We start from the raw sequence: 26864 nt of genomic DNA on the forward strand, positions 1-26864 counted from the left end.
CCCCATCATGATCACCGCCACTACCTTCGCCGTCGGTCTGCGGAGAGCCGCCAGAGCCGTTCTCGTCGTCCTGCGAGTTGTCGTCGTTTTCGTCTGCCACTTGGTGTCCTAGCGGGAGGGTGAAAAGCCGCTAAAAACCCGTGCTTTCCGGGCTCAGCGAGAATCGCTAAGGATACCAAAATTCACCCTTTTTCACAACGACGCTGGCACTGCGGAGCGGCAGTCACTCCAGAGCTTTCGCTCACGCGCTGAGCCTCTAGCCAGCTAGCGGATTGACACTCGCCAGCTGGCGGATTTGTTGACCAACCGGCGTGATCGGAGCCCTTGAATTTCGGCCTATTGCTGCGTTCCAACTCGATTTTAGGATTAGCCGTATGGCGCCGGCCACGGTTTCAGTGCAATCACCTGGGCTAACGCCCGTCGGCTGATAACCCGAACCCGTATTTTCATATCGAATGAAGCGCTAGTAAACCAGCTTTGCGTCCATCAATCGGCGTTTGGTTTCGGCCATCAAAGCGTCTTCGTCGGCCTCGGTCTGCGCGACGTAGGTGACGCTAAACCGCAAGAACGAACCGGCGTCGTCCCAAGGAACAGTCACGATCCCCAGTTGCTCGATCAGGAACCGGGTTGCGTCCTCTGCCTTCGCGAACGTCTCGCCGCCTTCGGTGCCCTTTGGAGCTGGCGTGTAAAGGAAGTACGTCCCGCCTGGCATTTCACATTGGACGCCACATTCTTTCAATACGGCGACCAGCTTTTCCATCCGGCGTCGATACTTGGCATTGATCCGCGCCGGGATCGAATCGTCATCAAGAGCCGCCGCGGCAGCCTTTTGCGTGGCGATAAACTGACCGCTATCGCTGTTGTCTTTGACATCGGCAAACGCTGATACGATCCGTTCGTGACCTGCGACAAAACCCATCCGCCAGCCGATCATGTCATAGCCTTTGCTCATCGAATGAACTTCGATACCGACATCCATCGCGCCAGGTGTTTGCAAAAAGCTGTATGGCTTGCCCTCGAAAGTTAGCAAGATATGAGCCGCATCGTGGACGACCACGAACTGCTTTTCTTTTGCCAAGGCGACAACCTTTTCGAAAAACTCCGGCGGAGCCAATCGCCCTGTTGGCGAGTTGGGATAGTTCAAGACCATCAGCTTTGCACGACGGTAGATGTCGTCAGGAACGCTTTCCAAATCGGGCAGGAAGCCGTTCTCTTCCAGCAACGGCAACCGAAACACCTCACCACCGTAGTATCGCGTGTGTGTCCCCGCGACTGGATACCCTGGTACGGTCATCAGCGTGACGTCGCCGGGATTGATAAACACGGCGGGCAACATCGCATAGGCTGGTTTGCTGCCGATACAGTGGTTGATCTGTGTTTTCGGATCCAAGTCGACATCGAAGTGACGCTTCATGAACCGAGCTGCCGCTTCCTTGTATTCGATCACGCCGTTGTCCGCGTAGCCACGGTTTTCAGGCTGATTGACTTCGTTTGCCATCACGTTGCGAACCGCTTCGTCGGCCATCGCATCGTTTTCACCAATCCCGAAGTCAAGCAACTGGCGATCGGGATGAGTTTCCAACGCCTTGCGTTTGGCACGTTTGATCTTTTCGAACTTGTAGATCTCAGTGCTTTTTCCGTACTGCGATCCACCAATGCGTTCGGCGAATAGCTCTTGAAAATAGGGATCGGAAACTTGGGGTTCGTTTGCGGTCGACATAGCAAAAAGACGGAGTTTGGCAACGATTGATTCGAAACGGATGATCATAGACGGCAAACGGTAGGCTGACGAGTGCCGGATTCGCTCATCATGAAAAACCGCGAGGCGGCGTCCAAGTGCTGGCAATCTAGATCCTGACGGGAACTGACGAAGCCCGAGCAGGGGACTGGTCAACAGCTAGCCTCCGCCGCCGTGTCAGCCACGATCTGCAGCAGAGGACACGCCCAAGAGCAAAAAGCTCGCCCTCAAGCCAGTTTTGCTTTCCTGAATGCCCGATAAGCAATTGCATCAGCGACCTCGTTACAGGGGCCTAGGTAACTCCCCAACACGAACTCAACATCCGGGTGTCGCGATCTGGCTTCATCCACCAAATTCGCGATGGCGTCGTAAAGCCGCCCTTGGAAAAGCAAGTGAGGCTGCACGACCACACGCCGAATCGCTGGGTTCGATGCGACCCGGTCGAGCACACTTGGCAATCGCGGCTCGGCCATCGCATAGAAGCCCACCGCACGATTGGTAAAGCCACTTTGATGCGCGACTATCTCGGACAGGATTTTCATATCTGTCGTCGCACATTTGTCGTAGCTACCACGCCCGACCATTACCAGCGCGTCCTGCTCACCAACATCCGCGCCCGGCCCGCTGACCGAACCTTGTAGCGCAGACCGAACCCTTTGCAACAATAGCTCGACCACTTGCGGACATCGCGATAGCGGACCGCTGTGGTGATAAACGACTCCCGGCGTTTGCTGAGCGCATTGCCGGATCGCTTGAGGGATGTCGCTACGTGCATGCCCGGCAGCGAACAACAAAAGCGGGGCGACGCAGATCGATTGGGCGCCACGGGAAGCCAGCGCATTCCAACCTTCATCGATCGTCGGATGCTGGAACTCCAACAAACAACCTTCGACATCGATCGGCAGAACTCGCTGCCGCAGCAACTGCGTCAACTCAAAGAATTGCTCGGTCCCTTGCGGATCACGAGTTCCATGCCCGATGAGCAATAGAGCATCGGGCTGGAATCGGGTTCGCTTCGCTTGATCAGTCGCGATCACGTTTTCGGGGCAGAAATCTTCGCGGTCAAAATTGACTATTCGACAACGGTCGAACCGTTGAAGCCAACTTCGCTTAACTGCGCGATTGCTTGATCGACAACAAAGCCGTCTTTGTAACTGACGATCACTTGCGGGGTATCGATCACGCCTTCTTCTTTTTGCGGGACCAATTCAACACTGACAACGTCTTCGCGGCTTTCCAAAGTCTTTTTCACACTGGGATAGCAAGCGAAGGGGCAGTGCATATCAGGAACATTCAATTTCACCGCAGTCGCCGTCACCTCGGTATCCGGCGTTACGGAAGAAGCCGCTTGGCCTTCAGCAGCACCGGTGGGTTGCTCTGGCGAATTGACGATGAAGAACATGATCGCAGCGGCAGCAACCAGAGCTGCGACGTAAGCCATGGCACGCATGGTTGTGGTCCTTGGGTAAATAAAATTGGTGGGCAAAGTTTAGGCGGGCAATCAGACCGAATCTGCCTGATGCGGGCAGTGTACTGGAAAGCCAATATCGCTCGCTAACCGTCGATACCAAACGGTCTCACACGGAGCACGTTAGCGGGTCGTCATCTCGGCGGTCGAGTTCATCTTGACGCGAGACTCGGATTTATCGCAATTTCCAAACGCGGTTCGGCAGTTCACGCCGAAATCTTGAGTCAAAAAACAGCGTTCATGGTTATTTTCGTGGATCCCCGTCCAAAGACCAGCCTAAAAGACCGTTTTGGACATGCCATTGCGACCATTTGGCATGCCCCATCGTTGCTCGCACCATCCTGCCAGACAGCATCCTGCCCGAAAGCCCACCAGACTAGGAACGCCCCCCTCCTAGCGATGCTCGGCGTTGCGTTCGCTCTCGTTGGATTAGCTGGCAATTCGGTATCAGCGATTGACCCCTATCAACGCGTTAGTCCTGCCGGCGAAGCTGCCGGATCCGCTGGCGGACTGTTCTCAGGCGTACGCCAGATCGGCGAATCAATATTTGGCGGATCAAGCTATGCAAGTCCGAGCTACCAGATCGCGGCGGTTCCCCCACAGCTAAATGCCCCGGTAACGATCGCTTCGCCGGTGGTCAGTTCTCCAGCTGTTCCGGGTGCACAAATCGTCCAGGGTGGATCGGTCTACAACTCCTACGGCGGATTTACACCGCTGTTTCCGGGTCTGAGAAATCAGATTGACACACGACTGTATCTTCGTGGTGAGTACCTGTTGTGGGATGTGTCTGGGATGGGCTCGCCGGTCCTCGTTAGCACCAGCCCCAGCGGAACCGCCCAGGCGGATGCCGGGATTGTCGGCCTAGCATCCACGTCTTCGCTTTTTGGCGGAGGCGACTTGAACGACGGTTCGGTTGGCGGATATCTGCTTGCAGGTGGCTTTTGGATCACGCCACAACAGACGGTTGCCATCGAATCGGAATACTTTCAGCTGTCAGAAGAAAACGATCGCTATCGCGGCTCCAGCGGCGGCGATGTCATTCTTGCTCGACCCTATTTCGACCTAACAACCGGCAACGAAGCTGCCGAATTGATTTCGTTTCCGGCGACGGTTGGCGGTGATATTCGCATCGACGCATCTTCAGAAATGCGATCCTACATGATCAACATGCGTGTCGCTTTGTGTAACCACGGCACAACTTGTGTTCAGTGTGGCGATCGCGACCGAACCGACTGGATCATCGGCTATCGGAACATTCGACTGCGTGACAATTTGCAGATCAGTGAAAACTACAACACGTTGGGCACCGCACCATCGCTGACCATTTCACGTGGCGATTCGTTTCGAACCACCAACCAATTCAACGGACTGCAACTCGGCTTCATTCACCGAATGTTGCTTCGGCGTGCTTGGTTGGAATCGACGATGCGGGTCGCACTCGGCAACAACCAACAAAACGTCAACATTGCCGGCAATACGACACGAACCCAATCAGGCGTGACTGACAACTTCGCAGGTGGCCTGTATGCGTTGCGATCTAACAGCGGTTCCTATCAACGCGATGAATTCATGTTGGTCCCAGAACTCGGGCTGAAATTGGGGTATCGCCTGACCGATCGATTGCACGCCAGCCTGGGTTACTCCGTCTTGTATCTTCCCAATGTTGTGCGAGCATCTGAACAAATCGATCGCGATTTGAACCCCGGTTTGATTCCTCAGGAAGCCAATCCGCTAACCGGGGCCCTCCGACCGCAGATGCAATGGGTACAATCTGACTACCTTGCTCACGGCGTACACTTTGGTGCGGAACTGCACTTTTAGATGGCCCGCCCCCTTGGTCGAATTCATCGAGCCGGTTCCAATCAGTCGAGCAATCGTGTCGCGAATGGGCCAAATACAACGGGACAATCGCCGTCGTTCGATTGTCAAGCCGCAACGTACCTGACAAATCAGAAGCATATTCAATGACAGTGGGCGATCACCTGCCAACAATCGGATGGCGTGAATGGCTGGCTCTTCCGGGGCTTGGGATCAAGTTTGTCAAAGCGAAAATCGACACCGGAGCCCGCTCATCGTCACTTCATGCGTTCGACATCGAAACTTTCGATAACGACGGCATCGAATATGTACGTTTTAAAGTCCACCCGGTGCAACGAAACGACAAATGGACCATTGAATGTTCCGCGCCCGTATTTGATAAGCGTTCGATCCGTTCATCCAGCGGACAAGCCGACGTTCGGCCGGTGATCAAAACACCAATCTCAATGCTAGGCCAACGATTCGAAATTGAGTTGACGTTGGCGGATCGGAATCAAATGGGATTCCGGATGCTGCTGGGCCGAGAAGCGTTTCGAAGACGTTTTCTAATCGATCCGGGCAGGTCATATTTGGGCGGCGTACCGAAAAAGAAACCGAAACCCTAAACATTCAAAATGAAACTCGGAATCCTTTCCTGTAGTCCTAGATGCTATAGCACTCGCCGACTTCGTGAGGCAGGTGAGCAACGCGGACATAAGATCAAAATCCTCGACACGCTGAAGTTTGCGATCGACCTGGATCGCGGTGCGCCTGACCTTTACTTCAGACGCAAGCACTTAAGTGAATACGATGCGATTCTTCCACGGATCGGCGCGTCGATCACCTATTACGGCACAGCGGTTGTTCGTCAGTTCGAACAGATGAATGTGTTCTCAACGAACTCGTCATCGGGAATCGTCAACTCACGTGACAAACTTCGCAGCCTTCAAATCCTAAGCCGCCACCAGATCGGCATCCCCAGGACAACGTTCGTTCGCGACAAACGCGATGTCTTGCCGGCGATCGAACGCGTCGGTGGTGCTCCCGTCATCATCAAGTTGCTCGAAGGTACCCAAGGCATCGGCGTCCTCTTGGCCGAAACGATCAAATCAGCCGAAGCAATCGTCGAATTGCTGCAAAGCCAGAATCAAAACGTCTTGATTCAAAAGTTTGTTGCCGAAAGCAAAGGCCGTGACATTCGCGCGTTCGTTGTTGGCGATCAAGTCGTCGCGGCAATGAGACGGGTTGCGCAAGGACAAGAGTTCCGCAGCAACGTTCACCGCGGCGGCAAAACCGAAATGGTTGAACTGACCGATGAGCAACGCGATACCGCGCTGCGAGCGGCGCAGATCATGGGATTGCGAGTTGCCGGTGTCGATATGCTTGAAGGACACGAAGGGCCGCAAATCATGGAGATCAACTCGTCTCCCGGTCTCGAAGGGATCGAACGCTGCACACAGTTAGATGTCGCCGGAGCAATCATCGATCACATCGCCGCTCACGTCGACTTCCCCGAAATGGACCTGCGTCAACGCCTGACCGTCAGCCGCGGATGGGGCGTTACAGAAATCCATATCCCGGAAGGCGCAGACATGGTCGGCAAGACCATCGGTGACTCGGGATTGATCGATAAGAACGTCAACATCTTGACCCTCTATCGCGACGCGACCGTTGTCCCTAACCCACGCGAAGATCGCGTCCTCGCTGCCGGTGATCGTTTGCTATGTTTCGGCAAGCTGGAAACGATGCGTCACTTGGTTCCAAAGAAAGTCCGACGCCAACGGCGACCGCCGGTCCAAGACCTTCCGGAATTGCCCGTTGCCAATCGAGTCCACGACCACCCGAGCGAACCCGTTTCGAGAGCAAGCGAAAGCGTGACGCCAGGAAACGTTGCCGGAGAGTAATCAGCCTTGGCCAGAAAGAAACAGCACGTCGAAAATGTATGGCAGGGCGAAAAGATCGAGCCCGGCCAAGCGATGGATTTGAAATTCAAAGTCGGCGAGCGCCGTACCGGTGCTGCCGTTCGTGTCCCGATGCATGTCCGACGTGGGATTCAGCCAGGGCCAACCGTTTTTATCACCGGTGCCTTACACGGTGATGAAATCAACGGCACCGGTGCAATCCAGCAGCTGTTGCTCGACCCTCAATTTATTATCGAAAGCGGCACCGTCGTTTTGATCCCAGTCTTAAACATGCTGGGTTTTGAACGACACGAACGATACCTTCCCGATCGACGCGATTTGAACCGTTCCTTTCCCGGCACCCCGACAGGGTCGCTCGCAAGCAGGATGGCGTTTCGAATCTTTGACGAAATCGTTTCACGCTGTGATTACGGGATCGATCTACATACCGCATCGGTACGTCGAACCAATTATCCCAACGTCCGCGGTGACCTCGCCGACCCGGCGGTTCGCCGCATCGCGATGGCATTTGGCTGCGAAGTCATCATGGATGGCGTCGGCCCCGCAGGCGCACTTCGCAGTGAAGCCACCGCGAACGGATGTCCGACAATCGTCATGGAAGGCGGCGAGGTTTCCAAGGTCGAACCCGGCATCGTTCAGTCAGCGGTGCGCGGTATCTCCAACGTCCTTCGCGAATTGGAAATGCTCAAAGGCGAAATCGAGCGACCTCGATACCAAGTCGTCGTCGAGCAAAGCAAATGGCTGCGTGCCAACAAAGGCGGCTTCATGCAGTTCCACATCGTTCCCGGCGAACTGGTTGAACGGGATCAACCGGTCGCAACGATATTCGACTTGCTCGGTCACGTGCAGACAACAATCTCTTGCCCGTTTGATTCCGTCGTCATCGGCATGAACACGTTGCCTGCTGTCAGTCCCGGGGAACCGATTTGCCATTTGGGACAGCTGCCTGCTGACAAAAGCATGTCGCTGTTGCGACGAAGTCGACTCCAAGTCGACGGACTGGAAGAGAAACTGGTGGACCAACTGTCCTCCAATATCGTCGTTGTCTCACCCGATGAGATCGAATCGTAACGGTTGCGCCATTTCTTGCTCCTCGCAATCGAACCAGTCGTTATCACCGGACGCCCAAATTGTGCGTCCTTAAAAAAACGAAAATCTTAAGGCAAGTCGCTTCGTGCCCTCTCGATGACCCCCAGTGGATCGGGGGCGATTGCGCAAACTCTGCGACTCGAGTCATCTTCTCCGATTGGACTGGAATTCAAACCGCCTTCGGAGAGATTGTGTGGACGGGTTCGACGAAATTATCAACGAGTTTTTAGTCGAGAGTTATGAGAGCCTGGACCGACTAGATGATGATCTACTTGCCCTCGAAGATGCCCCTGACGACCGAGAACGGCTGGGAAGCATCTTTCGTACCGTGCATACGATCAAAGGAACCTCGGGGTTCCTAGCCCTGCCAACGCTCGAAAGAGTTGCACACGTTGGTGAAAACCTGCTGGTCCCGCTTCGCGACGGAGAACTGCAGCTGACCAGCGATATCGCCAGCGTCCTGCTGGAGATGGTCGATGCGATCCGTGAAATCCTGGGCGTAATCGAATCCGGCGACGGTGAAGGTAGCAACGACTACGCGGCATTGGTCGAACGTCTGCAAGCAGCACTGTCAGCCGGCCAAGGCGGTGCAGCGGCTGCACCTGAAGCGGAATCGGCAGAACCAGAAGCACAGTCAGACTCCGAAGCTGTTGCTGAAACCGAAGTCACAGCAGAAGCTGAAACGGCGACAGAGCCCGAAGCAGAAGCACCAGAGGCCGCTGACGAATCACAACCGGATGATGCTGCGGAAGAACCCGTCGCGGCGGAAGCGGACAGCGTCGATACCGACAGTGCCGAACCCGACACCACTACGGAGCCTGCCTCAGAACCGACGGCAACCCAAGAGCCCACCGCAGAGAAACCAGAACCGGCAGCACCCCCAGCGACTCCGTCTGCGCCTGCCGCAGCTGCAGCCGCGAAGCCAGCGCCACCGGAAGCAAAGCCAGCTGCAGCAAAGCCACCACGTCGCGGCGGTGCGGGGGACTCATCAAAAAGCGGCGAGTCTTCCGAAAAGGGATCCGTCGTCGACAGTACCGTGCGGATCGACGTTGCCTTGTTGGACAAACTGATGAACTTGGTCGGCGAGCTCGTACTTGCTCGAAACCAAATCATGCAGTTCAGCGGCACGACCGAAGATCCCGCGATGGCTGCCGCCAGTCAACGTCTTAACCTGATCACCACAGAACTTCAGGAAGGCGTTATGAAAACGCGGATGCAGCCGATCCGCAACGCTTGGAACAAGCTTCCCCGCGTCGTTCGTGACCTTTCGACTTCGTGTGGCAAAAAAGTCAGCGTCGTCATGGAAGGTGCTGACACCGAGCTTGATAAAACGATTCTCGAAGCGATCAAGGATCCTCTTACGCACATCGTTCGCAACTCGGTTGACCATGGGATTGAATCGCCCGAAGTTCGCGAGGCAGCTGGCAAGCCCAGCGAAGGCACGCTGTGTTTGCGAGCGTTTCACGAAGGCGGGCAAGTCAACATCGAAATTGTTGACGATGGCGGCGGAATCAATGCCGATCGGGTCCGTGAAAAGGCGCTCGAAAAAGATCTGATCACGCCCGAACAAGCCGAGACGATGGGCGAGCGTGAATTGACCAACCTAATCCTTCTACCTGGTTTTTCCACCGCGCCGAAGGTCACCAACGTTTCCGGACGCGGTGTCGGCATGGACGTTGTGAAAACCAATATCGAACGAATCGGTGGGACACTTGAAATTCAAAGCGAAGCGGGCGCAGGAACAACGCTGCGTATTAAGATTCCGTTGACCCTCGCCATTGTTCCCGCATTGATCATCAAATCCGGAGGCGGCCAATACGCCATTCCGCAGGTCAGCTTGTTGGAACTGGTCCGCCTTGATGGCGCTCGCGCTCGAAAGGATATCGAATATATCCACGATGTTCCGGTTTACCGACTTCGTGAACACCTTCTGCCGCTGGTCTACTTGGATGAGCAACTGGGACTGAGACCGCTGGGTGAACATCGACTCGACGAAGAAGCCGTCAACATCGTCGTTCTGCAAGCCGAAGACCGACAGTTCGGACTCGTCGTCGATGCCATTACCGATACCCAAGAAATCGTCGTCAAGCCTCTCGGGGCACATCTGAAAAACATCAGCGCTTATGCCGGTGCGACGATCATGGGTGACGGAACGGTATCGTTGATTCTGGACGTCCTGGGTATCGCACACAAGAGTTGCGTCTTGACCGAACACCGTGATCGAAGCTTGCGAGAACACGCGCATCGTGGCATGAGCCGTGCTCAAGATGGCGAATCCGTTTTGATTATCGATTCTGGTGACGGAACACGTGCAGCGATTCGACTTTCTTCGGTCGCACGACTGGAAGAGTTCGCGGTCAATGACTTGGAACGAAGCGGTCATAACTACGTCGTTCAATACCGTGGTCAAATCCTACCGCTGATCTCGTTGAACTCACAGTTTGGGGATGTCGGATCCGGTGGCGACAACCAAGCGAGACTGCATACCGTTGTGTACTCACATGAAGGTCAAAGCGTCGGAATCGTGGTCGGCAAAATTGTCGACATCGTCCACCAACAATTAAGCGATGCCGATGATATCGCGGCCGGTCGAAGCGTCATCCAAGATCGCGTGACCCAGATTGTTAACTTGCAAGAAGTCGTCAGCCAAGGTGTCGGAATGTCCTCACACTGGTGAGGATAGAGCGTCATCGGATTAGCCACGAATCCGCAAATGACCACTTTTTGCAACGTAGCTTTGATCAATCACTACCGTCGCGATCCTATGTTCACGACGGTCATCACGAGCAAGTTTGAATAACCCATTTTCATAGACGGGGACATTCAGTTCACCCGTTGAATACGTCTCCTGTCTGAATCGAATTACGAAGACATGCCACATCACACCAGTCAACAGCTCGAATCCTATTGCACGTTCCGCGTCGATGACCTTTTGTTTGGCGTCGAAGTTTGCCAAGTCCAAGAAGTCATCCGCACACACCCAACGACGTCGGTCCCATTGGCACCAGCAGTCGTTCACGGGCTGATGAACCTTCGAGGACAAATCGTCAGCGCGCTTAACTTGCGATACGTCCTTGGCATGCCGCCTTCACAGTCCGATCGCAAACCGATGAACGTCGTGGTGCGATCCTCCGAAGGCCCAATCAGCTTGTTGGTCGACGAAATCGGAGACGTCGTTCAGGTCGATCGTGACCGCTTCGAACCATTGCCAGAAACACTTCAAAGTCAGCAACGTGAAATGCTAACCGGGGCATTCAAACTCGACGGCAAGCTGCTGCTGATCCTGGATATTGGCCGCGTCCTTGCGATTCCCGCTTAGGCGAGCACGCAGAAAATCCAGACCGAGACGTTAGAACATTTATCATCAAAGGGGCTACTTCAGTGTCATTAAGTCGTTTTACCGTGCGAGCCAAAATTGGATTTCTGGTCGCGGTCGTGTCGATCTGTTTCTTTGGATACGGGATCTGGTCATGGAGGACACTACAGCTTGCAAAGGTAAACGGACCCTATTACGAAGAAATCATCGAAGGCAAAAACCTGATCGCAGACATGCGTGCACCTTCGAACTACATCATCGAGCCTTACGCCCTCGCGCTGCACATGGCCAATGAAGTTGAAGAAGGCGTTGACGAAAAACAAATGAGACGCCATGTCGCTCATTGCAAAACGCTGCGCAGCGAATTCTCCGATCGGTATGCCTACTGGAATGAGCATCTCGCGAACGGCGAACTCAAACGACTTAAAAATTCTGAATGCTACCAACCAGCAGTCGAATTCTTTGAAATGATGGAAACGTCGTTTATCCCCGCATGTTTGGGCGGCGACGTTCGTGCCGCACAAATGCTGATCCGGGGACCGATGCGTCAGGCTTTTGTTGCACACCAAGAATCCATCAACCGAGTCGTCGACTTGGCTTCAGGTCAACACGAAGCGAAGGAAGCGGAAGTCGCAAAGGTGATCAACACCCGTCGCGCGATCTCTTTGGTCGCGACCCTGGGCGTTTTAATCATCTTCGCCGCGGTCGGTTGGTACATCGCCAGTGAAACGGTTGCGCCGCTACGCCTGTCAGCACATGACCTCCGCCGTGTTTCCAACGACGACCTGACTCGACTGAGTCGACGGTTGCGTCAGGATTCCGAACAAACATCGGACCAAGCGACGCAAGCCGGCGGTGTCGCCCAACAGCTCAGCAGCAACGCACAGACACTGGCAACGGCAGTTGATCAATTCGAAGAAAGCATCAAAGAAATCTCTGCGAATGCATCGAACGCCGCAAACGTTGCACGCAATGCGGTCGATGCCGCAAGCCTAACCAATGACACCATCACTCGCCTCGGCGACAGCAGTGGTGAAATCGGCAACGTGATCAAAGTGATCAACTCGATCGCCGAACAGACGAACTTGCTCGCATTAAACGCGACGATCGAAGCTGCCCGTGCCGGTGAAGCCGGTAAGGGATTCGCCGTCGTTGCGAACGAGGTCAAGGAACTCGCGAAAGAAACCAGCAAAGCGACCGAAGACATCATCGGTCGAATCGAGACGATTCAGTCGGATACAAAAGAAGCCATTAGCGCGATTGGATCGGTCAGCCAAATCATCTCTGAAATCAGCGAAAGCCAAAATGCCATTGCCGGTGCGGTTGAAGAACAAACCGCAATGACATCTGAGATCTCGCGCAACATTGGTGAAGTTGCTGCAGGCAGTAACGAAATTGTTGCCAGCATCGCCAAGGTCGCTTCGGCTGCACAAAGTGCGACGACCTACTCCGACCAAACCCTTGACACTGCTGCCAATATCGAACGGCTTGCCGAAGAGATGCTGGCACTTGTAGGCGACGCACGTGATGCGGTTCGTCGCGTCAATTCGAAATCAGATTCAAAACCCAAAGCCAATTCGAAATCCAAAACTCCTTCGAAGCCCGCAGCAGAGGGTTCCAAGGGCGACGGTGGCGGAGGCAAGTACCGTCTCGCCGAAGCCAAGGAAGACGCTTACTTGGGTTCCTTTTAATAGCCGCCAAGGTCGCTGACAGAGGTGCGCATGAAGACTGACAAATCGCCCTCGCATTGATCACGCAGGCAGGAGACGCCTGCGTGATATCAGCCCATTCAGCGGAAGGCTGTTCTGGCAGATTGGCTGTTCTGCGATCGACGCGTCGCGACACCAAACGGATGCGTTCAGAAGGGCCATCAATCAATGAAAAGACATCGCCGCGATGCCGTGTTATTGATGTCATGTAGATGGTTCCCGTCGAGCCTTTCGAGGCTGCTTGACGCCCCATTAGCAAGCGTCATGACGGTGTTCCCTAAGCAAAACAAAATTTTGATTTCCTGGCGGCAACCTGACTACCGGCCAGCAAAGTTTCACTAACCGGCAGCCTTTCAACTTCGTACGCTGCTCCATAGGGTCAAAGGTATATCCGATGAAATCCTTAGTTATTGATGATTCCCGCGCGATGCGTCGCATCCTCCGCATGATCATGTCCAGCCTTGGCTTTGACGTGATCGAAGCTGGCGATGGACAAGAAGGCCTCGAAAAATTCACCTCCGACTACGAAGACATCGAAGTCGTCTTGGTGGACTGGAACATGCCAGTAATGAATGGCCTGGAGTTCGTCAAAGCGGTTCGCCAGATGGAACATCTCGCCGACAAGAAACTAATGATGGTGACCACCGAGACCGAACCCGCACAGATGGCTCGCGCGTTGATGGCCGGTGTAGACGAGTTCGTCATGAAGCCATTTACCAAAGAAATCCTCGTAGAAAAACTACGCCTCATTGGCGTCGGTCTTAACACGGCTGACGCGTAGTTCGCCAGCCCCACTTGTGTCTAGTAACCCGCATCGAAAAAGGAATTCCAATGACCGCCAAAATGAGTCCCTCCGCAGATACGCTGAAACAAGCGCTGTTGGACCGGGCTGATGAATTGGCGATGCTTCCCGCCGTCGCAAGTGAAGCATTGCAGCTGGCCAACGATCCGGAATGCAAAACGGATGAATTGGCGAGCGTAATCGAACGCGATGTCAAGCTGGCGACCGAAACACTTTCGATGAGCAACAGTGTGATCTTCTCGGCAAGCGTGCCGGTTGTAAGTCTCCGCCAAGCTGTCGTACGACTGGGACTAAAGCAGGTTCGTAACTTAATCATCAGCTCCAGTGCCGCCAGCTTGATGAAGAACATGAACCTGGAACAGGAATGGGTTCGCGAGATCATTTGGCAACACAGCTTTCGTACCGCAACGGTCGCGAGCTACTTGAATCAAAAAATTCGCTTCGGTTTTGATGGTGAGGAATTCACCGCCGGACTGCTACACGACTTCGGTCGCCTATTGCTTGCCGTTGCCGCACCGGAAGACTTCGCCGAAGCAGACCCAATGTCGTTCGAAGAAGAAAGCGAATTCCTTTCCCGTGAACGAAATGTCCTCGGCACCGACCATTGCCAGTTCGGTGCTTGGTTCGCCGAATACAACAAATTGCCGCGTTCATTGGTTTCGGTGATTGAACTTCATCACCTGCCAGAAACGCACCACCCCAACCAAAAACTGATCGCGTTGGTCGCAGCGGCTGACCACCTCGCCAGCCACTTCCAACGATTCGACGCCGACAACGATTACGACATCGGCTTGAACCGTGGTGCTCACGCGCTGTCAAAGTTGGGGTATCCAGAATTGCTCGAGAACCGTGATCAAGTGATTGATGAAATCCTTGAAGGCGTGCTCAACGAAGCCAGTTCAAGCAACTCCGAACTTGCATAAACGGCGGAGAACGAAAGTCCATGACTAGTGAAATTCGAGTCTTGCTTTGTGACGATTCGTCGGTAATGCGGCGACTGCTCAGGGCGACGATGCAAAGCGAACCGTGCTTGAACGTTGTATTCGAGGCCGAGAACGGTCTCGATGCAGTCAAGAACGTCACGCGTGTGAAGCCTGACGTCATCATCATGGATGTCGAAATGCCAATCATGGACGGCGTCGATGCTGTTCGTGAAATCCGTAAACTGTCGCGTTCCGTCCCGATCATCATGTTTAGTTCGCTTACCAGCCGAGGCGCCGAAGCATCGCTTGACGCGATCGAAGCGGGTGCATCGGACTTCGCGACGAAACCTGTCGGTGCCGGACATATCACCAAAGCCATGGCTTCGGTACGTCGGGACTTGATCCCGAAGGTGCTGCAGTGGTCGCGGCGCGGTGCGCTCGAACAGCCGGTCCCCTTCAAATATGAACCCCGACCATCCGAAAACAGCAGCCCTGCCGTTTCCAACGGTGCTGCCACCCAACCATCCGCCGCACCTGGTGCGGCGAAAGCAAGTTTTTCCTCGCGAACATCCAACGCGATCAGTGCGATCGGAGTCGGTGTCTCCACGGGAGGCCCTCAGGCACTCGCGAAACTGCTGACCGGATTGCCAAAAGACCTGCCTGTGCCTGTCCTGATTGTTCAGCACATGCCTCCTGTGTTTACAGGGTTGCTGGCCGACCGATTGGCGTCACAAACCGGGCATCAGGTCCGTGAAGCGACCGACGGAGACGAGCTCAAACCCGGAACAGTGTTACTTGCTCCCGGCGACTATCACATGCGTGTGTCGTCAGACAAGACAAACTTCTGCGTTCGTTTAGATCAGGGACCGGCCGAGAATTCGTGCCGGCCCGCTGTCGACCCGCTGTTTACTTCCATTGCGGAAAGCTATGGGGATCACGGGCTGGGAATCATTTTGACTGGCATGGGCCAGGACGGTGCCTTTGGCGCCAAACGGTTACGTGAATGCGGCGGATTGGTGTTCGCACAAGACCAAGAATCAAGCGTCGTCTGGGGAATGCCCGGGCAAGTTGTGAAAGCCGGTCTTGCCAACAAGGTCTTCTCCATTGACCAGATGGCGGACGAAGTCACTCGATTGGTTCTTGCCGGACAACCGGCAAGCATCACTTGATCACCTACGGGGAATAGAGACAACGATGGCCCTTGCTACAGCAGACATAGACTTTCTTCGCGATCTTGTTGCCCAACATTCGGGTAATGTGATCGCGCCACGCCAGGTCTACATGCTCGAACAACGTCTAACGCCACTGGCGGGAACGATCGGGCTCAATGACGTATCAGCGTTGGTCGCGAAACTTCGCGCTACTAACGACCGATCGCTTTCCACACAAGTCGCCGAAGCGGTCACCGTCAACGAAACCAGCTTCTTCCGAGACATGCATGTTTTCGAAGCACTTCGAAAATCAGTGCTTCCGGAATTGATGAAACGTAACGAAAAGTCAAAGGAGATTCGGATTTGGTGCGCCGCCTGCTCCAGCGGACAAGAACCTTATTCGACGGCGATGGTGATTCGGGAACACTTCCCACAACTGGCCACTTGGAAAGTCAGTATCACAGCGACCGACCTATCCGAAGACATGTTAACGAAATCACGTTCGGGTGCTTACTCCCAACTCGAAGTCAACCGTGGCCTACCCGCGAAAAGCCTGGTGCGGTACTTCGAACGCAAGGGCGCTTTGTGGGCGGCCAAACGTGAACTGACGGAGTTAATTGACTTCCGTCGGTTAAACCTCACAACCCCTTGGCCATTTCTCGGACAGTTTGACATCATCTTCATTCGCAACGTCCTAATCTATTTTGACCAACGTACTAAGACTGACATCTTGACGCGAATGCGGCGAGCACTGCGGTCGGATGGGTACCTATTTATTGGCGCTGCCGAAACGATGATCGGTCTTAACGTTCCCTATCAGAGGACTGAAATTGATGCAACCGTTTGCTATCGACCAAACAGCCAGTGAGCCGAACGAAAACGACACCACGCCTGTGACGGTCGATCTGATCGCACAAATGGTCGACAACTTGTTCACAGCAATGCTGGAACTTGATATCGATTCATCACCGGTGGAACCTCCGCAGCTGAGTGACGAAACACTCTCTGCAACGGTTCAAGTCAGTGGCGATCGAAATGCGATCATCCAAGTTTTCGCCTCGCATGATTTGGCTACCAAAATCGCAACTGCCATGTTCGCGATCGAAGCCGAAGAGCTTGCCGAAGAAGAAATCCTTGATGCACTTGGCGAAGTCGTGAACGTCATTGGCGGAAACGTCAAAGGCATCTTCGATCAAGAATGTGCCTTGTCGCTGCCGTGCGTCGGAGTCATTCAACAGCCACTGCCCGAGGACGCGATGACTGTCGCTTTCGACTTAGGCGGTGAAGCAATCACTGTTCTGTTCAAAGAACGCACTAAATAAATCATTCCCCCGTTTCCAATGCCGAGGCAGCTCCAGCCTGCGGTTTAAATGTTTTCAGAAGGAAGTTAGATGAAAATCTTAATTGTTGACGACAGCAAAGCGATGCGAATGATCGTTTCTCGCACGCTGAAACAAACCGACATAGGAAATTTCACTGTCATCGAAGCGGGAAGCGGTGTTGAGGCATTGGAAAAGCTGGAAAGCGAATCTCCCGACTTGATCCTCTCAGACTGGAACATGCCAGAAATGAAAGGGATCGAGTTGCTACAGAAGGTTCGTGAAGCCGGTAATAACATTCGCTTCGGCTTTATCACTTCAGAAAGCTCCGCCGAAACTCGCAAACAAGCGACCGAAGCAGGTGCGGCTTTCTTGGTGACCAAACCCTTCACCGCCGATTCGATTCAGGCCGCTTTGGAACCTATCCTTTCCTAGTACCGCGGTCTGCCACCAATCCAACATGCGGTATCCAACTGCATGTCCCTTTCCCTATTTTGAATCTCGGAAGAACTATCATGACCACTGCAAGTTCAAATATTTCCGCCGAAGATGTCGGCTCATTCTTCAAGAACCTTCTCGGACTGCAAATCAAAGCCTGCGATAGCGACGGTGAAGTCACTCCAGGTGCAGTCGCCGTCTATGCAGACAGCGAAGGCAATCCAGCCGGCTACATCGTGACCGATGTTGCCTGTGCTGCGACTCTTGGCGCCGCCTTGACACAAATCCCTCCTGGGATCGTCAAGGAAAGCATCCAAACCGGACAGATCAGCGAAAACATCCGCGAAAACATCGGTGAGGTGTTCAACATCTCGACGAACCTGCTGCCCTCGCATCAGTCAAAACACTTGGGTCTTAAAAGCACTGACTTTGATGGCGGAATCGAATTGCCTTCGCCAGACAAAGTTACCTTTGACCACACGTTCGAACTGGACGTGCAGCGATACGGCAAAGGCAAGATGCGCTTGATCGAGTGCTAGTTTGAATTCGGCCGCAATGCCGGATTGATACAGCCCTCACGCTACATACCGGCATTGCTAACGATTTGAAAACACGGCTTTGATTTTCACTGCCTCGGTGCTCCCGATTGCTGATTGCTAATCAACGGTTGCTGATCACATAGCGATCGTGATGCAAGAAACCTTCAACGCATGCTTTATCGATCAGCGTTGAAGCGATGCAGCGGAAGCGACGTACTCTCGATAGGCCAACCATTGCCCCGACCGTGGGCAAACCCCAGGCCCAGCAGCGTAAGTCAAGCTTCCTCCTGCAAGCGATCAAACTGGCCGCCTTCCTCAGTTGAACAACAGATCGTTCTGGCTGTTCGTTTCAACCATTGACAACACTTTCGATGCCGGATAGCTGTGACAGTGGACGCGGCTATCCGGCATTCGATCCGGACATCGCCGAACGGTTGTCATACAGCGATCAATTCTTTTGTGGCCTTTGCCACCCCGGTCATATCACGCATCAAAATATGCGTGTTCTTTGTGATCGCGAGTCAGAAGTTCAGATCAGAGAAGCTTCTTCGCCACAATGAATCGCCGCTAACATGCCCAAGCCACAGTCTGCTATGACTGCGAATCTCTGAACTGAAAATCCAGTCCCACAGAAACCTTCCTAGGATCGACCGTCATCCAGTTTTTGAACCGGATGAAATCAGGGTCACCATGAATCCTTTGGATATGAAACGGATCGTTCCCGCAAAAGTTATACGCTCCGTAGGCACTGCAGACGCCTTCCATCCCTGCCTGGCGTAGCAATTCCACAGCCGCGCGAGTCATGTTTTCTGGCTTGCCATAGGGAAACGCAAAGTACCGGATAGGTCGGTCAATCATCCGCGCCAACTCTTCGGTCGCCGTCAGGATTTCATCGGCCAGCTCCTCCGGATCGGTGATGCTTCCTACATCGCAGTGACTTCGCGTATGCGCTCCAATTTCGACACCTTGCTCAGCCATCCAGCGAATCTGCTCGACCGTATTGATCGGCAGCGGAACACCTCGCTGAACATCATGCGGAAAGGGCGTGTTCTGGGTAACAAAATCCAAGGTGACGAAGTATGTCGTTGGGATTCCCATCTCCAGCAACAGCGGAATCGCAAACTCCACGTTCTCGGCATACCCGTCATCAAACGTCACTGTGGCGGTGGTTCGATGATTTTCCGCTAGGCCAATCTTTCGCTGAACCTCTTGAAGCGAAACGACTTCCAAGTTTTCGGAAACCCAGCGCATCTGCCGTTCAAATTCGGCTCTTGAGATTGTCCAAGGGTTGGGATGCTGATCGGCAACCCGATGATAGAAAAGGACACACATCGGCGCGCGACCTTCCTGCTCCAGCTTTCCTCGATAGTGCTTTCGCAACCATGAGGTGCCAGCGTAGTAAGCGTGCAGTCCGAATTGGCGTGTGTCTAACATCTTAGCTTCGGGGGGTGCCGACTCCGAAACTGTGTTTCATCAGGTTTTTAAACGTCACTCCAGTTTTCAGAAACTGTTGACGCACACGAGCACGACCCGTGGGGCTATACGATCGAATCACCGTTGTCGGAACGACCTCGGCTCGCCATCGCAACTTGTAGGGCTCGTCTCCGCGCATCATGTCAAACTTGGTTCGACCAGCCTGAATCGATTCGCGGATCGTATGACAAAACACACTCAGCCCCGGTCGCAAGTGCGACATTTCCGGATCCATCCCGGACTGATAGAAATACCATCCGTCTGCATCCGCCACAGCGAAATGAGCGCAGATGGGTTTGCCTTCGGCGAAAGCAATCAAGAATTGCAGGTATCCAGCATCCAAAAGCCTTGCCGACGCCGTTCGCAAAAACGTTTCGAAGTTCGGAAAGTCAAAGCAGTTCGATGTACCTGCATCGTCACGACGTTTGCGGTGTAGTTCAATAAAGTCTGACCAATGCCGATCAAGTTCACTGACAGACGTGATCCGCACCAGATCGATTGTTCCGTCATCAATGCTTTTTAAAGACTGTCGAATTTCACGTCGACCACTTTTCGACCGACGCTGCACATAGTCTTCCCATGTCGCTGGTAAATCGACCGCATAGCAGGGATCACCGGCTGAGGTCTCGACTTCCAACTGTGAATCGCGCATCGCGCCGGTCAACTTGGCGATCGTCTTATCCGCTTCATCCGCACCAATCAATTCCATCGTATCCCACAAAGTGCGATGCAACGGGTTGATCAACCACTGGGCGATCATCTGACCAAAAGTGGAAGCATTCTCTGGACGCACCAATAGAGAAAGGTGGTCCGAGCAAGCCTTTCCAGACCCGATAAAGACAAGGGTTCGACCGCCACAAGGACGACGCTCCAAACACCAGGGTGCAATCCCAATCACTTGGTCTTCGTTGTACAAAACCAAGATAAATGGCTGGTAGGTTGAAGCGAAACACTCCAACCAGCTTCCCATCCATTCCCAACGTTGTAGCGGGTGCGTGGCCAGCTGATTGACTTGATCGATTAAATCGTCTGACAAGCATGCCAAGTTGTCGATCAGCTCGATACGGAGTGCCATCTTGCTTGCCTTTGAGGGTGACCCGGCGGGGCGAGTCAACGCGGTTTGTCGTAGGTGGTGAAGACTAAAAGCTAGAATGTAAATGGGATCGGGATTTCACCTTTCCCAGACGGTCGCTTGGAAGGACGTCGTTGCGTCAAATGTGGGATACCCTCTAAAAGAGGCAAACGATCACAGGCCTCCTGAAGGTGATGATTTGGGGTCTCGTTGATCAAAGCCCACCGTTGTCGGAAAAACCGACACAATCACCCATGCATCCGGCAACCTTGAAACGTTGGCAAACCCGTCACCGACTCTCTCCCCTTTGTCACGACGTAGCGTTCCAGCAACATCTTGCCCACGCGCCCTGTTTAACTCATGCGCGAAGCGGTCCGAAAACATAAACCATCGCGATCCGAAAAACGGATTCGGGCTTCCTCCGGGGGGAACATGAGCCAAGCGACGCCCGATTCGATTGAAACATCAGTAGCTCAGCACGTCGCAGCCGTTGAGCCCAATTCAGCTATTGAGCCCGACTCTGCAAGGCTGCACAGTGCAGCCGACACGTTTTCCAAAAGCGTGATGCTGATCGCTTGCTTGATGATCGTCCAACGTGCGATCGGGTTTATACGCAGCTTTTATGTTTGCGGTGCGTTGCCGGCGGACGAAGTCGGCCAATGGGATTTGGCGTTTAACTTTCTGATGTTGGCCGCACCGGTAACGGTCTTAGGAATCCCTGGCTCGTTCGGGCGTTTCTTGGCAAAGTACGAATCCGGTGGACAGCAGACGCGTTTTCTCTCGCGGACCCTGGTCGCTTGCCTTGGACTGACCGTGCTGTCTTGTAGCAGCCTGTGGATTTTTTCTGAAGTCGTCGCGACCTACTTCTTCGGTGATGCCGAATATCGGTCACTGGTACGACTGCTGGCTGCAGGATTGCCGGTGGTCATTTTCTTCAACTTTGCGACCAGCTGGTTTAGTGCAAAACGGTTGAATCGTTTTGTTTTCAGAATTCAATTTACCCAGACACTTTTCTTCGCGCTCGCCTGTGTTGCCACCCTGCAGCTATTTGACGTTTCGGCGCAATGGGTGGTCGTGTCCTATCTTGGATCTTGCTTGGTTGGCGTCATCTTGGCATCCGGCTATGCGTTTGTTGATCGGCACCCAAGCATCGAAGCTGATGATTCGAAGACGGATTGCTCGGACCGTTTTTGGCGACGATTGCTTCCCTTTGCCATGTGGGTTTGGGTCGGAAACGCATTGGAAAACCTTTTCTCACTTTGCGACCGAATGTTGCTCGTCAACTTTTATCCCGACACCACGATCGACGTTCAGTACTTGATCGGGCAATATCACACCGCATGCGTGTTCCCTCTGCTGCTGATGTCGATCGGAGCGATGGCGGCGTCAACCGGGATGCCCTATCTGGCCAAGGACTGGGAAGACGGTCACAAAGACGAGGTTGCTTCACGGATGAATTTGATGATGAAAGCAGTGGGATTGGTCTGTCTGTTCGGTTCAGTCGCGGTTCTGTTGGTAGCCCCAATCTTGTTCGGCGAACTTTGGAAAAACAAGTTCACGCTCGGAGAAGCACTGCTACCAATGACGCTTTGCTTCTGCTCGATCGGTGCACTTTCAACAGTCACTCAGAACTACATTTGGTGCATCGAGAAAGCCTGGATCACCAGCTGCTTTGTCCTTCTTGGTTTGGTTGTCAATTTTGCTTGCGGCTACGTCCTGATCGAACGCTTTGGGATTGACGGTGTCGTCGGATCAACGCTGATTGCGCATCTAGTTGTGCTACTTGGAGTGTTCGGTATCTGCAGGGCTCATCAATTGAAGATCGATGCCGGAGTTATCTTGATCTTTATCGCATTGCTCGGTGTCTCTACTGGAAAAGCGTCTGCGTTTGCAGGGTTTGGAATGATTGTTCTTTTGCTCGTTAAGTCTTCGCTCATCATCGATGCTCAACTACGGCAATCGCTAGTCGAACAAGTCAGTCGACGTCTACGGCTCTCTTAGATCTGCGTCACTTTCGCAGGACACAGCGTTTGCCGAACCTAGCTTCCGCAATTGTTTGAAATGAGACTCATGTGAGCTCGATCACATTGCAAACGTTTCAAATGAAAGAAAACATCATTTCGTCTGGCTAGCCCGTGGGGATCACCAACGGTTAAAGTGGATACTTCTCCATCGCTTGACCGCTTACCCAGTACGACGGCATGACGCAACTGCAGCCACTAACGGACGAAGAACGCGCGACCTATGAATGGCAAATGTGGGTCGATGATTTCGGTGAACTTGGACAACAACGACTCAAATCGTCAACCGTGATGATCAGCCGTGTCGGAGGTGTCGGCAGCGTAGTCGCATATGAACTCGCTGCAGCCGGAGTCGGAAAAATGGTGTTGGCCCATGCAGGCAACGTCAAGCCGAGCGACTTGAATCGTCAGCTATTGATGACACATGACTGGATCGGACGACCACGGATCGAAACGATCAAACGACGCCTTTTGGATCTCAATCCACGATTGGAACTTGTGACCGTCGGCGAGAACGTTAGCGAAGACAATGCGTCGGAACTTGCCAGTCAGGCGGACATCATTGTTGACTGTGCTCCGCTATTTCCGGAAAGGTTCGCAATGAACCGGCAGGCGGTCCGCCTAGGAATCCCACTTGTCGAATGCGCGATGTACGAACTGGAAGCTCAGATCACGACAATCGTTCCGGGACAATCGGGATGCCTCGCGTGTCTTTACCCGCAAGCTCCCCCGACATGGAAACGCCAATTTCCCGTTTTCGGAGCCGTCTCCGGAACCGTTGCCTGCATGGCCGCGATGGAAACGATCAAACAGCTTTCCGGGATAGGTGAACCTTTGGTCGGGCGATTGCTTAAAATGGATCTTCGAGACATGAGCTTTCACTCGCTGCAGTTTTCCAAACGAATCGATTGCGAAGTCTGTGGCGAACGCTCGCTTTCGAACTAGCCGATCATATTCCCTTCTTCCTAATGCAACTTCCGATGAAAGTCATCATTCCGACCGCCTTCCGTAAACATACTGACGGCAAAAAGAATATCGATGTCACCGGTTCGAATGTCGGCGATGTAATCTCCGGTTTGATCCAAGCTTATCCAAACCTGCGAGATAGCCTCTACACGCCAGCCGACGAACTTGTTCAGTTTGTTGGTGTGTTCGTCAACGAAAAGAACATTCGTGATCTCGAAGGCGTGAACACTTCCGTTGATGACCGTGACGAGCTTTTGTTGGTCCCCGCGATTGCAGGAGGCTAGACGCTGCGATGTCTTCGAATCATACACTCAGTCGTGAAGAACTCGTTCGCTATGCCCGTCATGCGGTGTTGCCTGAGGTCGGTACCTTAGGCCAAGAAAAGTTGAAAGCTAGCTCGGTACTTGTGATCGGGACTGGTGGGTTGGGTTCGCCGGTTTGTCTATACCTAGCTGCGGCTGGTGTGGGACGAATCGGAGTCGTCGACTTTGATCATGTCGACGAGTCAAACCTGCAGCGTCAGGTCATTCATCACACGAGTGACATCGGCCGTCCCAAAGTCGACTCAGCGAAAGAGCGAATCGCGGCGATCAATCCTTTCGTCGACGTTCAAACCTTCAACGAAAGGATCTCAAGCCAGAACGGGTTTGCTCTTGTCGAAGGCTATGACTTGGTCATCGACGGCACTGACAACTTCGCAACGCGATACCTAGTCAATGACCTCTGTGTGTTGGCCGGCAAGCCGAATTGCTATGGAAGTATCTTCCGTTTTGAAGGCCAATCGTCAGTGCTATGCCATTCCGATGGTCCATGCTATCGCTGCTTGTACCCGCAACCGCCCGATCCAGGACTGATCCCGAATTGTGCCGAAGGCGGAGTTCTCGGTGTATTGCCTGGAATGGTCGGAACGATCCAGGCCAACGAGGCGATCAAGCTGCTACTTGGAATCGGTGAACCATTGATCGGTCGGATGCTACTGATCGATGCCCTGGACATGCAGTTCCGCCAGTTGACGATCAATCGCGATCCCCATTGCCCAGTATGCGGCCCCAATCCAACCATTACTTCACTCATCGACTACGACCAATTCTGCACCAACTCCCCTCAGGGACACAGCCCCAACCGGGGACACAGCACTGAGCAGCCATCAAACCGGGGACAGAGCCCAGATCAGGGACAGAGCCCTTGGGATATCGAGCCCCAGGAACTTAAACGGCGACTGGACGTGGGCGAATCAGTAACAATTGTCGATGTGCGAGAACCCTTCGAGTACGAAATCTGCAATTTGGGTGGACGTTTGATCCCGCTAGCAGAGCTTCCAAATCGCCTCGACGAATTGAATCGCGAGGAACCGATTGTCGTCCATTGCAAAATGGGGGGACGTAGCACGAAAGCTACGCGACTATTGAGAGATGCGGGATTCACCACCGTTGAAAACTTACGTGGTGGAATCAAAGCCTGGAGATCAGTAATCGACAACTCGCTCGCCGATTACTGATCGCCCCTAAATTTCATTCTGGGGACATAGCATCGCGTCGACAGTCGATAACTTACACAGTCGCCGCATTTCGCTACTGATCGCCCTGTCCTCATTTGTGTAGCTCTGTCCCCATTTGTGTAACTAAGAATCGGTACGGCTGAGTCGAATTGCACTGGAGATTGTGATGTCAGTGCGATCAAAAGCTCGACTCCAAAATCGCTGCAAACTTTGAACACCATTTTGTAGATTTTGAAATGATACTTGGCTTCACTGGTACGATCGGTCTGTACCAAATTCAGCCGCAACCATCTTGAGTCGGGTTGACTTATCACCGTAGAACTGTTTAATCAAACACACTCTTCCAACGGATCGCATAAATGAGGGCGATCTTCTTAATTTCGCTACAGGGATGCTGGCGGTTATCGATTCCTTCTCAATCAAGGATCACCGCCCATGGCTCGACTTGCCCGATGTGAAATCATTGATTCCAGCGAACCGACCGTGGTCCACGTTATCAACCGGACTGTTCGACGCTGCTTTTTGCTCGGCGACGATCCAATTAGCGGGCAAAACTTCGACCACAGAAAACAATGGATCGAAGATTTACTCGAACGGTTCGCCGGTCTCTTTGGAATCGAATTACTTTGCTATAGCATCCTCTCCAACCACTATCACTTGATCCTCCGCACGCGGCCTGAGATCGTTGCGCAATGGGACGACTACGAAGTCTCAAGACGGTGGCTCTTGATCTGTCCACGGAGAAAGATTAACGGTCAAGCCGCGATCCCGACGCAATCGGAAATCGACTCAATTCGAAACTGCCCGACCAAAATCGCCGAAATTCGGAAAAGACTCTCTGATGTGAGTTGGTGGATGCGCTTGCTGAATCAGCGAGTCGCGCAACGTGCAAACCGAGATGACGAACAATGTGGTCGATTCTGGCAAGACCGGTTTCGAGCAATCCGAATCGATGATGAAGCTTCGTTGTTGGCCTGTGCTGCGTATGTGGATCTAAACCCGATTCGTGCGGGACTTGCCCAAACGATCGACCGAAGTGAGTTCACCTCGATACGCCTGAGAATTGATTCTGATCGGCAGGCTAAACACCAATCAGATAGGATCAGGCAAAACGGCCAACCGGCCCGTTACCGCCGTGATGCGTTCTTGGCGAAACTAACAATCGATGAGCGGAAAGATGAAGTTGGTGTCGCCGAAAGTGTGTCAGGGCATCGGTTAAGCGACAAAGGCTTTTTACCGATCAGCAACGCAGCTTATGTCGAACTGCTCGAGTGGACCGCTATTCACAGAACGAAACAGAAATCCCTGGGTGATTCACACCGCGACCTACCCGATGCGCTGAGTCAAATCGGAATCAGTCATGAAGCATGGAGAAGTCTAGTAGATCACTTCAATACGATTTTTGGCCATGTGGCTGCATCCTTGGCAAGGCTTGAAACTTGCCGAAGCCTTCAGACAAACAGGCATTTTCGAATCCGACCAGAGGCGAGACGAATACTGGCGTCGGCGGCTTAGCCTTTGAACAATACGAATGCGGATTCAGAAGTACGGATTTCGATCGTCCAGAATCCAATTCTCTTCAACAATGCGTGAAGGTGTTCCGCAAGAATTAGCCGGAACGGA

24 protein-coding genes and 1 pseudogene are annotated in these 26864 nt (G+C 53.4%); 19 read left to right on the top strand and 6 right to left on the bottom strand.

Going from position 1 to position 26864, the window contains the following annotated elements:
• Nucleotides 1-463: 463 nt before the first annotated feature.
• The 4 genes and pseudogenes from LOC67_RS07965 to LOC67_RS07975 form a co-directional block, all read right to left on the bottom strand.
• Complete coding sequence (locus LOC67_RS07965) at nt 464-1720, bottom strand: LL-diaminopimelate aminotransferase (RefSeq protein WP_230262005.1); 1257 nt, start codon at nt 1718-1720, stop codon at nt 464-466.
• Between the two features lie 170 nt (nt 1721-1890).
• A pseudogene (locus LOC67_RS27705) lies at nt 1891-1965 on the bottom strand (4Fe-4S binding protein); the annotation flags it as partial.
• Entirely contained in the window at nt 1966-2775 is an 810-nt protein-coding gene (locus tag LOC67_RS07970) for a sirohydrochlorin chelatase (protein WP_230262006.1), read from the bottom strand. It lies immediately after the preceding pseudogene.
• A gap of 35 nt (nt 2776-2810) precedes the next feature.
• Nucleotides 2811-3179, bottom strand: a complete 369-nt coding sequence (locus tag LOC67_RS07975) for a heavy-metal-associated domain-containing protein (protein WP_230262007.1) — start codon at nt 3177-3179, stop codon at nt 2811-2813.
• Between the two features lie 267 nt (nt 3180-3446).
• On the opposite strand from LOC67_RS07975, the gene LOC67_RS07980 reads away from it, so the two are divergent.
• From LOC67_RS07980 to LOC67_RS08045, 14 genes are all read left to right on the top strand, one after another.
• Entirely contained in the window at nt 3447-5027 is a 1581-nt protein-coding gene (locus LOC67_RS07980; protein WP_230262008.1) for a BBP7 family outer membrane beta-barrel protein, read from the top strand.
• Between the two features lie 143 nt (nt 5028-5170).
• Nucleotides 5171-5629, top strand: a complete 459-nt coding sequence (locus LOC67_RS07985; RefSeq protein WP_230262010.1) for an ATP-dependent zinc protease — start codon at nt 5171-5173, stop codon at nt 5627-5629.
• 9 nt (nt 5630-5638) lie between these two features.
• The gene (rimK, locus tag LOC67_RS07990) at nt 5639-6907 is read left to right on the top strand and encodes a 30S ribosomal protein S6--L-glutamate ligase (RefSeq protein WP_230262011.1); all 1269 of its coding nucleotides are present in this window, start codon (nt 5639-5641) and stop codon (nt 6905-6907) included.
• Between the two features lie 6 nt (nt 6908-6913).
• Entirely contained in the window at nt 6914-7996 is a 1083-nt protein-coding gene (locus tag LOC67_RS07995; protein ID WP_230262013.1) for a succinylglutamate desuccinylase/aspartoacylase family protein, read from the top strand.
• 211 nt (nt 7997-8207) lie between these two features.
• Nucleotides 8208-10691, top strand: coding sequence for a chemotaxis protein CheA (locus LOC67_RS08000; RefSeq protein WP_230262015.1), 2484 nt, complete (start codon nt 8208-8210; stop codon nt 10689-10691).
• Nucleotides 10692-10886: 195 nt separating this feature from the next.
• On the top strand, nt 10887-11333 hold the full coding sequence (locus LOC67_RS08005; protein WP_230262017.1) for a chemotaxis protein CheW: 447 nt from the start codon (nt 10887-10889) through the stop codon (nt 11331-11333).
• An 83-nt stretch (nt 11334-11416) separates the two neighbouring features.
• Nucleotides 11417-13021 (top strand): methyl-accepting chemotaxis protein, encoded by a 1605-nt coding sequence (locus LOC67_RS08010; RefSeq protein ID WP_230262019.1) that lies wholly within the window; start codon nt 11417-11419, stop codon nt 13019-13021.
• Between the two features lie 412 nt (nt 13022-13433).
• Nucleotides 13434-13820, top strand: coding sequence for a response regulator (locus LOC67_RS08015; RefSeq protein WP_230262020.1), 387 nt, complete (start codon nt 13434-13436; stop codon nt 13818-13820).
• Between the two features lie 50 nt (nt 13821-13870).
• Nucleotides 13871-14764 (top strand): HDOD domain-containing protein, encoded by an 894-nt coding sequence (locus tag LOC67_RS08020; RefSeq protein WP_230262022.1) that lies wholly within the window; start codon nt 13871-13873, stop codon nt 14762-14764.
• A 20-nt stretch (nt 14765-14784) separates the two neighbouring features.
• Entirely contained in the window at nt 14785-15933 is a 1149-nt protein-coding gene (locus LOC67_RS08025; RefSeq protein WP_230262024.1) for a chemotaxis response regulator protein-glutamate methylesterase, read from the top strand.
• A gap of 25 nt (nt 15934-15958) precedes the next feature.
• A complete protein-coding gene (locus tag LOC67_RS08030; protein WP_230262026.1) occupies nt 15959-16783 on the top strand; it encodes a CheR family methyltransferase in 825 nt (274 codons plus the stop codon).
• Entirely contained in the window at nt 16749-17237 is a 489-nt protein-coding gene (locus tag LOC67_RS08035; protein WP_230262028.1) for a chemotaxis protein CheX, read from the top strand. Before LOC67_RS08030 ends, LOC67_RS08035 begins: the two co-directional genes overlap by 35 nt.
• Before the next feature lie 69 nt (nt 17238-17306).
• The gene (locus tag LOC67_RS08040) at nt 17307-17669 is read left to right on the top strand and encodes a response regulator (RefSeq protein ID WP_230262030.1); all 363 of its coding nucleotides are present in this window, start codon (nt 17307-17309) and stop codon (nt 17667-17669) included.
• 80 nt (nt 17670-17749) lie between these two features.
• Nucleotides 17750-18211: a hypothetical protein gene (locus LOC67_RS08045; RefSeq protein WP_230262031.1), complete on the top strand. Its 462-nt coding sequence runs from the start codon at nt 17750-17752 to the stop codon at nt 18209-18211.
• A gap of 591 nt (nt 18212-18802) precedes the next feature.
• Here the strand turns inward: LOC67_RS08045 and LOC67_RS08050 are convergent.
• Together LOC67_RS08050 and LOC67_RS08055 are read right to left on the bottom strand one after the other, a co-directional pair.
• Nucleotides 18803-19645, bottom strand: coding sequence for a polysaccharide deacetylase family protein (locus LOC67_RS08050; protein WP_230262033.1), 843 nt, complete (start codon nt 19643-19645; stop codon nt 18803-18805).
• A gap of 1 nt (nt 19646) precedes the next feature.
• Nucleotides 19647-20759: a GNAT family N-acetyltransferase gene (locus LOC67_RS08055; RefSeq protein ID WP_230262035.1), complete on the bottom strand. Its 1113-nt coding sequence runs from the start codon at nt 20757-20759 to the stop codon at nt 19647-19649.
• A gap of 429 nt (nt 20760-21188) precedes the next feature.
• Here LOC67_RS08055 and LOC67_RS08060 point away from each other — a divergent pair, with 429 nt between their 5' ends.
• The 5 genes from LOC67_RS08060 (at nt 21189) to LOC67_RS08080 (ending at nt 26756) form a co-directional block, all read left to right on the top strand.
• Complete coding sequence (locus tag LOC67_RS08060) at nt 21189-22757, top strand: lipopolysaccharide biosynthesis protein (RefSeq protein ID WP_230262037.1); 1569 nt, start codon at nt 21189-21191, stop codon at nt 22755-22757.
• A gap of 200 nt (nt 22758-22957) precedes the next feature.
• Nucleotides 22958-23722, top strand: a complete 765-nt coding sequence (locus tag LOC67_RS08065) for a HesA/MoeB/ThiF family protein (protein ID WP_230262039.1) — start codon at nt 22958-22960, stop codon at nt 23720-23722.
• A 35-nt stretch (nt 23723-23757) separates the two neighbouring features.
• On the top strand, nt 23758-24027 hold the full coding sequence (locus LOC67_RS08070; RefSeq protein WP_230262041.1) for a MoaD/ThiS family protein: 270 nt from the start codon (nt 23758-23760) through the stop codon (nt 24025-24027).
• Between the two features lie 8 nt (nt 24028-24035).
• Nucleotides 24036-25241, top strand: coding sequence for a molybdopterin-synthase adenylyltransferase MoeB (gene moeB / locus LOC67_RS08075; RefSeq protein WP_230262043.1), 1206 nt, complete (start codon nt 24036-24038; stop codon nt 25239-25241).
• A 435-nt stretch (nt 25242-25676) separates the two neighbouring features.
• On the top strand, nt 25677-26756 hold the full coding sequence (locus LOC67_RS08080) for a transposase (protein ID WP_230262045.1): 1080 nt from the start codon (nt 25677-25679) through the stop codon (nt 26754-26756).
• Nucleotides 26757-26864 lie beyond the last annotated feature (108 nt).

Origin of the sequence: Stieleria sp. JC731 (assembly GCF_020966635.1) — a bacterium.
In the GTDB taxonomy this organism is placed as follows: Bacteria; Planctomycetota; Planctomycetia; order Pirellulales; family Pirellulaceae; genus Stieleria.